General features: G+C 62.5%; 10 protein-coding genes. 9 read left to right on the forward strand and 1 reads right to left on the reverse strand.

The window, feature by feature from the left end; genetic code table 11:
* Positions 1–36: 36 nt before the first annotated feature.
* The 3 genes from mscK to trxC all read left to right on the forward strand — a co-directional run bounded on the left by mscK (position 37) and on the right by trxC (position 5,521).
* The gene (mscK, locus tag M2394_RS12655) at positions 37–3,375 is read left to right on the forward strand and encodes a mechanosensitive channel MscK (protein ID WP_259172705.1); all 3,339 of its coding nucleotides are present in this window, start codon (positions 37–39) and stop codon (positions 3,373–3,375) included.
* Between the two features lie 48 nt (positions 3,376–3,423).
* Positions 3,424–4,887 (forward strand): protein adenylyltransferase SelO, encoded by a 1,464-nt coding sequence (gene selO, locus M2394_RS12660; RefSeq protein ID WP_259172706.1) that lies wholly within the window; start codon positions 3,424–3,426, stop codon positions 4,885–4,887.
* Between the two features lie 199 nt (positions 4,888–5,086).
* Positions 5,087–5,521 (forward strand): thioredoxin TrxC, encoded by a 435-nt coding sequence (gene trxC / locus M2394_RS12665; RefSeq protein ID WP_034105847.1) that lies wholly within the window; start codon positions 5,087–5,089, stop codon positions 5,519–5,521.
* A gap of 99 nt (positions 5,522–5,620) precedes the next feature.
* Here trxC and M2394_RS12670 read toward each other — a convergent pair whose 3' ends face one another.
* Positions 5,621–6,391, reverse strand: a complete 771-nt coding sequence (locus M2394_RS12670; protein ID WP_028615448.1) for a ParA family protein — start codon at positions 6,389–6,391, stop codon at positions 5,621–5,623.
* A 348-nt stretch (positions 6,392–6,739) separates the two neighbouring features.
* On the opposite strand from M2394_RS12670, the gene M2394_RS12675 reads away from it, so the two are divergent.
* From M2394_RS12675 to M2394_RS12700, 6 genes are read left to right on the forward strand one after another with little or no spacing between them, the layout of a single operon-like run.
* The gene (locus M2394_RS12675) at positions 6,740–7,459 is read left to right on the forward strand and encodes a beta-ketoacyl synthase chain length factor (protein ID WP_178918616.1); all 720 of its coding nucleotides are present in this window, start codon (positions 6,740–6,742) and stop codon (positions 7,457–7,459) included.
* Entirely contained in the window at positions 7,435–8,247 is an 813-nt protein-coding gene (locus M2394_RS12680) for a 1-acyl-sn-glycerol-3-phosphate acyltransferase (protein WP_259172710.1), read from the forward strand. Before M2394_RS12675 ends, M2394_RS12680 begins: the two co-directional genes overlap by 25 nt.
* Positions 8,225–8,494 (forward strand): phosphopantetheine-binding protein, encoded by a 270-nt coding sequence (locus M2394_RS12685; protein ID WP_176997206.1) that lies wholly within the window; start codon positions 8,225–8,227, stop codon positions 8,492–8,494. Before M2394_RS12680 ends, M2394_RS12685 begins: the two co-directional genes overlap by 23 nt.
* Before the next feature lie 9 nt (positions 8,495–8,503).
* Entirely contained in the window at positions 8,504–8,758 is a 255-nt protein-coding gene (locus M2394_RS12690) for an acyl carrier protein (RefSeq protein WP_003187949.1), read from the forward strand.
* Positions 8,755–9,300: a hypothetical protein gene (locus M2394_RS12695; protein ID WP_178918614.1), complete on the forward strand. Its 546-nt coding sequence runs from the start codon at positions 8,755–8,757 to the stop codon at positions 9,298–9,300. The genes M2394_RS12690 and M2394_RS12695 overlap by 4 nt, the downstream gene beginning before the upstream one ends.
* Positions 9,297–10,967, forward strand: a complete 1,671-nt coding sequence (locus M2394_RS12700) for an acyl-CoA synthetase family protein (protein WP_259172712.1) — start codon at positions 9,297–9,299, stop codon at positions 10,965–10,967. The genes M2394_RS12695 and M2394_RS12700 overlap by 4 nt, the downstream gene beginning before the upstream one ends.
* The last annotated feature ends 1 nt before the right edge of the window (position 10,968 follow it).

Consider the following 10,968-nt stretch of genomic DNA (forward strand, 5'->3'; position numbering starts at 1 on the left):
TCGCTCCCTTTTCTTCATTTTGCTCGACCGGTCTCTATGCCAACCCTGCGCACGTTTCTCGCCACTGCCCTGCTGGGCCTGACCCTTTGTGTCGGCACCGTTCACGCGGCCGACCCGCCCAGCGCCGACACTATCCAGCAAACCCTGGACAAGCTGCCCGACCGCAAGCTGCCCGACGCCGACATGAAGGCGCTGCAGACCATCCTGCAGCAGACCCTGACGTACCTGGGCAACAAGCAGGATTACGAGCAGCGCCTGGTCGACCTCAAGCGCCAGCTGGAAGATGCGCCGCGCCAGACCACCGAGAACCAGCGGGAGTTGGTAAGGCTCAAGGCCACCAAAGTCATTCCCGTCGCCCAGCGCTATGCCACCCTGCCGGTGCCACAGCTCGAACAATTGCTGGTGCAGCGCACCACCCAGCAAGGCGACCTGCAAAAAGACCTGGCCGACGCCAACAGCCTGACCATCGCCGCGCAGACCCGCCCGGAACGCGCCCAGACCGAAATCAGCAGCAGCCAGACCCGCATCCTGCAGATCAACTCGATCCTCAAGGTCGGCAAGGACAACGGCAAAACCCTCAGCGGCGACCAGCGCAACCAGCTCAACGCCGAACTCGCCGCGCTCAACGCGCTAATCCCACTGCGCCGCCAGGAACTGGCCGGCAACAGCCAACTGCAAGACCTGGGCAACAGCCAGCATGACCTGGTGGTGGAAAAAACCGCGCGCCTGGAACAAGAGATCCAGGACCTGCAAACCCTGATCAACCAGAAACGCCTGGCACAGTCCCAACAGACCGTGACCCAACAGTCCATCGAGGCGCAAAAGGCTGGGGGCAGCAGCCTGTTGGCCACCGAAAGCGCGGCCAACCTGAAGCTGTCCGACTACCTGCTCAAAAGCACCGACCGCCTCAACGACCTGACCCAGAAGAACCTGCAGACCAAGCAGCAACTGGACACCGTGACCCAGAGCGATTCGGCCCTGGACGAGCAGATCAACGTGCTCAAGGGCAGCCTGCTGCTGTCCAAGATCCTCTACAAGCAGAAGCAGGCCCTGCCGCGCCTCACCGTGGACCGCGACCTGGCGGACGACATTGCCAACATTCGCCTGTACCAGTTCGAGGTCAACCAGCAACGCGAGCTGATCAGTTCGCCCAGTACCTATGTGGATAACCTGCTGGCCAACCAGCCACCGGATGACGTGACCCCGCAATTGCGCCGCACCCTGCTGGAACTGGCGATCACCCGCAGCGACCTGCTGGAGCGCCTGAGCCGTGAACTGAGCGCACTGCTCAATGAGTCCATCACCTTGCAGCTCAACCAGAAACAATTGCTCAGCACCGCCACCACCCTGCGAGCGACGCTGGATGAGCAGATGTTCTGGATCCCCAGCAACAAGCCACTGGACACCGAGTGGCTGGAAACCGTGCCGGCGCACCTGAGCAAACAGGTCACCACCCTGCCCTGGGCCTCCAGTGTCAGCGAACTGTATGACGGCCTGACCCAGCGTCCACTGCTGTTCCTGCCACTGTTGCTGTTGATAGGTGCACTGTTGTGGCGGCGCAAGAACCTGTATCAGCGCCTGAACAAGGTCCACCAGGACATCGGCCACTTCAAGCGCGACAGCCAGTGGCATACGCCCCAGGCCATCCTGATCAACATCCTGCTGGCCATGCCGGTGGCCCTGGGCCTGGCACTGTGCGGCTACGCGCTGCAGATCGACGCCCGTGGGCAAAACGCCAACCTGGGCGCAGCGCTGCTGCAGATCGCCCAGGCGTGGATGGTGTTCTACACCGCCTACCGCATCCTCGCGCCGGGCGGCGTGGCCGAACTGCACTTCCGTTGGGAAAAACCCCAGGTCGAATTCCTGCAAGGCTGGGTGCGCAAGCTCGGCCTGGTGGTGCTGGCCCTGGTGGCCGTGGTAGCCATCGCCGAGCACCAACCGGCTGCACTGGCCGACGACGTGCTGGGCATCGGCGTGGTGCTGACCTGCTACGCACTGATGGCCTGGCTGCTGGGCCGCTTGCTGCTAAACAGCCCGACCCACGAAAAAGCCTCGTTGTTCCGCAAGGCCGTGGGCCTGCTGTTTACCGCCCTGCCCATCGCGCTGTTCGTCGCCGTGTGCTTCGGCTACTACTACACCGCGCTCAAGCTCAGCGACCGCTTGATCAATACCCTGTACCTGCTGATGTTCTGGCTGGTGATCGAAGCCACCTTCGTACGTGGCCTGGGCGTCGCCGCACGGCGCCTGGCTTATGCCCGCGCCCTGGCCAAGCGCCAGGCGGCCAAGGAAGCCGGCGACGGTGAAGCGGTGATCGAAGAACCGACCCTGGACATCGAGCAGGTCAACGAACAGTCCATGCGCCTGATCCGCCTGGCCTTGCTCGGCGGCTTTATCGCGGCGCTGTATTGGGTATGGAAAGACCTGATCACGGTGTTCTCCTACCTGGACAACGTGACCCTCTACGAATACACCAGCGGCACCGGCGCCAACATCAGCATGGTGCCGATCAGCATCGGCGACTTGCTCGGCGCGTCGATCATCGTCGGCATCACCTTTGCCCTGGCGCGCAACTTGCCAGGCTTGCTGGAAGTGTTGGTGCTGTCCAAGCTGGACCTGGCCCAGGGCAGCGCCTACGCGACCACCACGTTGCTGTCCTATGTGATTGCCGGCGTGGGCTTCGTGTCCACCCTGTCCACCCTCGGCGTGAGCTGGGACAAGCTGCAATGGCTGGTGGCGGCGCTGTCGGTGGGCTTGGGCTTCGGCATGCAGGAGATCTTCGCCAACTTCATCTCCGGCATCATGATCCTGTTCGAACGCCCGGTGCGCATCGGCGACACCATCACCATCGGCAACCTGTCCGGCACCGTGAGCAAGATCCGCATCCGCGCCACCACCATCACCGACTTCGACCGCAAGGACATCATTGTCCCGAACAAGACCTTCATCACCGGGCAGTTGATCAACTGGTCGCTGACCGACACCATCACCCGCGTCACCCTCAAGCTGGGTGTGGACTATGGCTCCGACCTGGACCGCGTGAAGGAACTGCTGCTCAAGGCCGCCCGCGACAACCCGCGTGTGCTCAAAGAGCCGGAACCTCATGTGTACTTCCTCAACTTCGGCGAAAGCACCCTCGACCACGAACTGCGCATGCACGTACGTGACCTGGGCGACCGCAACCCGGTGATCGACGAAGTGAACCGCTTTATCAACCGTGAGTTCAAGAAAGAGCACATCAACATTTCGTTCCGCCAGATGGAGGTCTACCTCAAGAACCTCCACGGCCAGGAATACAAGCTGGTGGAAGTCGACACCCCGGCCAAGCCCGCCAACGACGGCGGCGTGCAGGAACCACCGCCGAGCAAACTCGACTAACCGCGCTATCCCCAGCAGAATGCTCGGACATTCTGCTGGAGATGGCCGGTGAAAGCCCTCGACGAACTGACCTTCGACAACCGCTTCGCACGCCTGGGCGACGCGTTCTCGACCCACGTATTGCCTGAACCCCTCGATAACCCGCGCCTGGTCGTGGCGAGCGAGGCCGCCATGGCCCTGCTCGACCTTGACCCGGCCGTGGCCGAAACACCGGTATTTGCCGAACTGTTTGGCGGCCACAAGCTCTGGGCCGAGGCGGAACCGCGGGCGATGGTCTATTCCGGGCATCAGTTCGGCGGCTACACCCCGCAACTGGGCGATGGCCGTGGGTTGTTGCTGGGCGAGGTGTACAACGCGGCCGGCGAGCACTGGGACTTGCACCTCAAGGGCGCCGGCATGACGCCTTACTCGCGTATGGGCGATGGCCGCGCCGTGTTGCGCTCCTCGATCCGCGAGTTCCTCGCCTCCGAAGCACTGCATGCACTGGGCATCCCCAGCAGCCGCGCGTTGTGCGTGATCGGCTCCGACACCCCGGTATGGCGCGAGAAACAGGAACGCGGCGCGATGGTGCTGCGCATGGCGCCCAGCCATGTCCGCTTCGGGCACTTCGAGTATTTCTACTACACCAAGAAGCCCGAACAGCAGGCGCTTCTGGCCGAGCACGTATTGAACCTGCACTACCCCGAGTGCCGCGAACAGCCCGAGCCGTACCTGGCGATGTTCCGCGAAATCGTCGAGCGCAATGCCGAGCTGATTGCCAAATGGCAGGCGTACGGTTTCTGCCACGGCGTGATGAACACCGACAACATGTCGATCCTGGGCATCACTTTCGACTTCGGGCCGTTTGCGTTTCTGGATGACTTTGACGCGCACTTCATCTGCAACCATTCGGACCACGAAGGGCGTTATTCCTTCAGCAATCAAGTGCCAATCGGGCAGTGGAACCTCAGCGCATTGGCGCAGGCGTTGACGCCGTTCATCAGCGTCGATGCGTTGAAAGAAGCGCTGGGACTGTACCTGCCGTTGTATCAGGCGAACTACCTGGACCTGATGCGCCGCCGTCTGGGGCTGACCACCGCCGAAGAGGATGACCAGCAGTTGGTGGAGCGGTTATTGAAGCTGATGCAGAACAGCGGCGTGGATTACACCCTGTTCTTCCGCCGCCTGGGGGATGAGTCGGCGGCGTTGGCCGTGGCACGACTGCGCGATGACTTTGTCGACCTGGCCGGGTTTGACGCCTGGGCCGAGCAGTACAAGGCGCGTGTCGCACGGGATGGGGATTACAGCGAGGAACAGCGCCGTACACGGATGCAGGCGGTGAACCCGCTGTATATCTTGCGCAACTACCTGGCGCAGAACGCTATCGCGGCTGCCGAGTCCGGGGATTACAGCGAGGTGCGGCGGCTGCATGAAGTGTTGAGCAAACCGTTTGAGGAGCAACCGGGGATGGAGCAGTACGCGCAGCGGCCGCCGGATTGGGGCAAGCACCTGGAAATCAGCTGCTCCTCCTAACCCTGTAGTGAGCGGGCTTGCCCCGCGCTGGGTGGCGAAGCCGCCCCAAACTCAGGCACCTCGGTCCTTCTGAAACACGGCGGCGTCCTTATTGGGGCCGCTACGCAGCCCAGCGCGGGGCAAGCCCGCTCACTACAGCTTGATAAATACAGGCGCTGGCTCCAGATAGAGCCTATTGGCCATTTTCAGGAGCCTCACCATGTCCGAACCTCTTGTCATCCCCTGCCCCCATTGCAACGGCCTCAACCGCATCCCCGGCGAACGCCTGGGTGACGCGCCCAAGTGCGGACGCTGCAAGCAGCCGGTGTTACTGAACAAGCCGTTTGAACTGAAACAAGGCGACTACGCCAGCCAGATCAAGGGCGATTTGCCGCTGCTGGTGGATGTGTGGGCTGATTGGTGTGGGCCGTGTAAATCGTTCGCGCCGGTGTTTGAGCAGGCCGCTGGCCAGTTGGAGGGCAAGTGCCGGTTGGCCAAGCTCGACAGCGAGGCCAATCAGCAGCTTTCGGCGCAGTTGGGGATTCGCTCGATCCCTAGTTTGATTCTGTTCAAGAACGGCCGCGAAGTGGCTCGCCAGAGTGGGGCATTTCCGTTGCCACAACTGATGAGCTGGCTGCGTAGCCAAGGCGTTTAAACGCGATCAACTGTAGGAGCCGGCTTGCCGGCGATAGCGTTCTTGAGGCCGTCATCGCCGGCAAGCCGGCTCCTACAGGGGAATGGGTTGCCCTTGAGATCAGGCGTTTTCCAGCAGGTTATGCAACTCCACAAACTGCTGCGTAAGCTTGTGCCGTGGGTCCAGGTGGATCAGCGGCTTGCTTTCCTGGTGTGACTCGCGCATGCGCACGGAGCTGGCCAGGTACACCGGCAATACCGGCAAACCTTCTGCAATCAACTCATCAAGCATCTGCTGTGGCAGGCTCGCCCGGGCCTGGAACTGGTTGACCACAATGCCTTCCACTTCGAGGCCTTCGTTGTGGTCTTCCTTCAATTCTTCGATTTCCGCCAGTAGGCCATAGAGGGCCTGACGCGAAAAGCTGTCGCAATCGAAAGGGATCAGCACGCGATCAGCGGCAATCAGCGCCGATACCGCATAAAAATTCAACGCTGGCGGTGTATCCAGGTAAATCCGATCGTAATCCTCACTCAGATCATCCAGCAGCTTTCGCAGCTTGTTGATCTTGTGCTTGGCCTCGAGCTTGGGCTGCAGGTCTGCCAACTCCGGGGTCGCAGTGATGACGTGCAGGTTGTCGAACGGGGTTTCGTAGATATCGACCTTGTTCTTCTTGGAAAACGGCCCGGAAGACAGGGTTTGCTTGAAAAAATCCGCGATCCCCATGGGGATATCGTCGCCAGTCAAGCCAGTGAGGTACTGGGTTGAGTTGGCTTGTGCATCGAGGTCCACCAATAGGGTTCGATAACCTTCGCTGGCACTGACAGCCGCCAGGTTGCAGGCAATGCTGGACTTGCCAACGCCACCTTTCTGATTGAACACCACACGCCGCATGGAAAAACCTCCGTGTATCAATGAATGTCCGAGTGTAGAGGGCAAAAGCGCCTGATAGCTACCTCGTTCATCCATGCATTGCTGCATCAACAGCCCCGTGCACGCGCTCTGTCATACGTCGCCGACACGTTAAAAGGAACGGTCCGACAATCCAGCCAGGCCCTTGGTAGAGGACAATCTGTAAATCTTTCCCTCCAAATTGTAATCAGCCGTGAACAATTCTTTACCAAAGTTTGCTAGAACCCCACGGCACCGGGATAATGCGCGCCATTCGGCTATTGCTCCCTGTCCCGGTATTCGGGGCCAAAAGCCGCACATGGAAGCCCGCAGGGGCGGGATAACGTCTCAGTGATCACTTTCAACATCGCCCAATGGCGCGCCTGGGCCCCTGGGCTCGAAAGCGCGGACGACTGGCACGCCTGGTGCCGGAACCCGGTGTTGCTGCAAGACAGCCAAGCCTGCCCCGACGTGTCGTTCCTGCCAGCTATGCAGCGCCGCCGCCTGAGCCGTCTGGCCCGCATGGCGTTCAGCGTGGGCTGGCCACTGGCCGACGGCCTGCTGAACCTGCCGCTGGTGTTCATTTCCCGCCACGGCGAAACCCCACGCACCCTCGACATCCTCACGGACCTGGCCAACGACCAGCCGCTGTCGCCGACCCAGTTCAGCCTCTCGGTGCATAACGCGGTGATCGGCCTCTGGTCGATCCTGCGCAACGAAACCAGCGAAATGACCGCCCTCGCCGCCGCAGGCGACGGCCTGGAACACGGCATGCTGGAGGCCGCCGCCCTGCTCAACGACGGCGCCCCGGCCGTCTTGCTGGTGATCACCGAAGAACAGCCGCCCGAGGCCTATGCCAGTTGGATCCACGATGTGCCGTTCCCCTACGCCCTCGGCCTGCTGCTCACACCGGGCGACGAGTGGCAGCTGGAACTCGGCACTGGCACTGTCCAACCCACTCAAGCCCAGTGGCCCCACGCCCTGAACCTGCTGCGCACCCTGCTCACCGAACAGGTCGCCTGCCAACATGCCTGGAAGAACCGTGTATGGAACTGGCAACGCAAGCCCTGAACGAGAAACCACGGGACGCCTACTATTGGCGCCTGTTCGCGACCGCTGCCAGCTTCTTCCTGTTCGGCGTCGGCGGGCTGTGCCTGCGTTTGCTGGTGTTCCCGCTGCTCAGTTGCCTGCCGGGGGACGCTGCAAAACATCGAAGCCGCGCCCGCCACACGATCAGTTGGCTGTTCTGGCTGTTCATCCGCCTGATGCAGCGCGCCGGCGTGTTGACCTACAGCGTCGAAGGCGCGGAAAACCTCGGCCGCCCGGGCCAGATGATCATTGCCAACCACCCGTCGCTGATCGACGTGGTGTTCCTGATCGGCCTGGTGCGCCAGGCCAACTGCGTGGTCAAGCAGAGTTTGTGGCAGAACCCCTTTACCCGCGGCCCCGTGCGCGAGGCCGGCTATATCAGCAACGACGGCAGCGCCGAGATGCTCGACGCCGCCGCCGCCGCCCTGCTCACGGGCCAGACCCTGATCATCTTTCCCGAAGGCACCCGCACCACGCCCGGCGCAGCGCCTGCCTTTCATCGTGGCGGTGCCGCCATCGCGCTGCGGGGTGCGACAATCATCACCCCCGTGGTGATCAAGGTCAGCCCCACGACGCTGACCAAGGCCGAACCCTGGTATCGCATCCCAAAATGCCGCGTGCACTTCAGTTTGCGGGTGGGTGCCGATATAGAACCACAGGCGTTCGCCGCAATGGGCCCCGCGCCCCAGGCTTCACGCAAGCTCAACGATTACCTGCATCACTATTTTATTAAGGAGCTCGCCGAAGATGAGCGACAGACACCGCCTTGAGCACGACATAAAGACGCTGATCATCGAGGCCCTGGGCCTGGAAGACATCAGCGCCGACGACATCGGCAGCGAGCAGACCCTGTTCGGCGAAGGCCTGGGCCTGGATTCGGTAGACGCCCTGGAGTTGGGCCTGGCGATCCAGAAAAAGTACGGCATCAAGATCGATGCCGACGCCAAGGACACTCGCAATCACTTCACCAACGTGGCCAGCCTCGCGGCATTCGTCACGGCCAGACAGGCAGCTTGAGACCGGACCATGCAAACTCGTGACGATATTTTCAACACCCTGCGCGATGCCTTGGTGGAACTGTTTGAACTGCCTCCGGAACGCGTCACCCTTGACGCCAACCTGTACCAGGACCTGGAAATCGACAGCATTGATGCCGTGGACTTGATCGACCATATCAAGCGCCAGACCGGCAAGAAGATCGCCGCCGAAGAATTCAAGGCCGTGCGCACCGTGAACGACGTGGTTGAGGCGGTGTACCGTCTGGTCCAGCCTGCCGCATGAGCCGGCTGATCGGCCTGGGCCTGCTGCTGGCGGGCCTGCTGTACCCCTTTGCGGTGTATTACGGCACCGAGCACTTCGCACCGTGGCAATTCGGCCTGCTGCTGGGCAGCCTGTGGCTGTTGCGCGCGCTTATCGGCGCACGCCGCCCCGGCAGCCGCTGGATGGCCGTGGCGATCATCGTGTTCTGCCTGCTACTGGCCTGGTTCGACAACCCGCACCTGCTGCGCTGGTACCCGAGCCTGGTCAGCGCGTTCATGTTGTCGCTGTTCGGCTTGAGCCTCAAATACGGCCCGCCGATGGTGGAGCGCCTGGCACGCATGACCGACCCGGTGCTGCCACCCCACGCCATCGTGTACACCCGCCAGGTTACGGTGGTGTGGAGTGTGTTCTTTCTGTGTAATGGCCTGCTCGCCGCCGCCCTCACCCTGTGGGCGCCGCTGAGCTGGTGGACGTTGTACAACGGCCTGATCGCCTACGGGTTGATGGGGCTGTTGTTTGCCGTGGAATGGCTGGTACGACAAAGGGTTCGAGGCCGCGTATGAATGGGTTGAAACTTGAGCACTTGCTGCTTGAGCCACTGGAACAGCGTCCGGTCACCACCGAACCTGACATGAATCATGCCCAGCTCTGGGCCCACGCCCTGAGCCTGGCTGCAGGCCTGCAAGCGCGCGGTATCCAACGCCTAGCCGTGTACCTGGAAGACGCCGGCCAGTTGGCGATTGCCCTGCTCGGCGCGTGGCGGGTCGGGGTCAGCGTACTGCTGCCTGCCGACCTGCAACCGCAGACCCGTCAACGTTGGGACGAGGCGGTCGACGGCTGGCTGACCGAAGCCGCCGACCTGGACGCGCTATACCAGGCACCCTTAAGCGCCGCCGCCCTTGACCTGGACGCCTGCCAACTGAGCCTGTGCACCTCCGGTTCCAGTGGCGAGCCCAAGCGCATCGACAAGACCCTGCGCCAACTGGCCAACGAAGTAGAGGCGCTGGAAACCCTGTGGGGCCCGGACCTCAAGCGCGCCTGCATCATCGGCAGCGTCGCCACGCAGCACATCTACGGCTTACTGTTCCGCGTGCTGTGGCCGTTGTGCGCCGGCCGCACCTTTGTACGCAAGCAACTGGCCTTCCCCGAAGACTTGCAGCGCGCCAGCCGCGAACACGTGCAGTTCGCCTGGGTCGCCAGCCCTGCGTTGCTCAAGCGCATGGGCGACAACCTCGACTGGCCGGCGCTGAGCCAGGTATCCCGGGTGTTTTCGTCGGGCGGCGCCTTGCCCGTTGAAGCGGCGGGCGAGCTTTACGACCGCTTGCAGCAATGGCCGACGGAAATCCTCGGCAGCTCCGAGACCGGCGGTATCGCCTGGCGCCAAGGTGCACAACCTTGGCAGCCGTTTGCCGACGTGGTGCTGAGCCAGGACGCCGACGGCGCCCTGCGTATCGCCTCCCCTTACCTGCCCGCCGGCCATGTCGAGCAGACCGCTGATGCTGCGCGCATTCACTCCGATGGCCGTTTTGAGCTGCTCGGGCGCCTGGACCGCATCGTCAAGCTGGAAGAAAAACGCATCTCCCTGCCCATGCTGGAACAGGCGTTGATAGCCCACCCATGGGTCGCCGACACCCGCCTGGGCGTGGTCCAGGAAAACCGCGCCTCCCTCGGCGCGCTGGTGGTACTCAGCGCCGACGGCCTGCACGCCTTGCGCAATCAGGGCCGTCGCGCCCTCACTCAAACCCTGCGCCAGCACTTGAGCCAGCATTGCGAGGCGCTGGCCTTGCCCCGTCGCTGGCGTTTGCTGCGCCAACTGCCGCTGAACAGCCAAGGCAAACTGCCCCAGGCGCAGGTCGAGGCGCTGTTGCTGGCACCCCGCCCGAAAGCCCCGGAAGTGCTGGAGCAGGTGGAAGCCGATGGCGAATGGACCTTGCAACTGAGCGTCCCGCCGGACCTGGCCTATTTCAGCGGCCATTTCCCGGTCACCCCAGTGTTGCCGGGGGTGGTGCAGGTGGAATGGGCATTCAATCTGGGCCAGCAATTGCTCGACTTGCCTGCAACCTTCGCCGGGATGGAAGTGCTCAAGTTCCAGCAACTGGTGCGCCCGGGCGATGCGATCGAACTGCACCTGCGCTTCGACCAGGAACGCGGCAAGTTGTACTTTGCCTATCGCAATGGCGTCGCGGCCTGCTCCAGCGGGCGCATCGTGCTGGAGACACCAAGTGAATAGG

The organism is Pseudomonas sp. BIGb0164 (genome assembly GCF_024810135.1).
GTDB lineage: Bacteria > Pseudomonadota > Gammaproteobacteria > Pseudomonadales > Pseudomonadaceae > Aquipseudomonas.

Excerpts from the sequence above, each read along its gene's own strand:
- M2394_RS12685 (WP_176997206.1), top strand. The coding sequence starts at position 8,225 with ATGAGCGACAGACACCGCCTTGAGCACGACATAAAGACGCTGATCATC.
- M2394_RS12695 (WP_178918614.1), top strand. The coding sequence starts at position 8,755 with ATGAGCCGGCTGATCGGCCTGGGCCTGCTGCTGGCGGGCCTGCTGTAC.
- M2394_RS12700 (WP_259172712.1), top strand. The coding sequence starts at position 9,297 with ATGAATGGGTTGAAACTTGAGCACTTGCTGCTTGAGCCACTGGAACAG.
- M2394_RS12670 (WP_028615448.1), bottom strand. The coding sequence starts at position 6,391 with ATGCGGCGTGTGGTGTTCAATCAGAAAGGTGGCGTTGGCAAGTCCAGC.
- M2394_RS12680 (WP_259172710.1), top strand. The coding sequence starts at position 7,435 with ATGGAACTGGCAACGCAAGCCCTGAACGAGAAACCACGGGACGCCTAC.
- mscK (WP_259172705.1), top strand. The coding sequence starts at position 37 with ATGCCAACCCTGCGCACGTTTCTCGCCACTGCCCTGCTGGGCCTGACC.
- M2394_RS12690 (WP_003187949.1), top strand. The coding sequence starts at position 8,504 with ATGCAAACTCGTGACGATATTTTCAACACCCTGCGCGATGCCTTGGTG.
- trxC (WP_034105847.1), top strand. The coding sequence starts at position 5,087 with ATGTCCGAACCTCTTGTCATCCCCTGCCCCCATTGCAACGGCCTCAAC.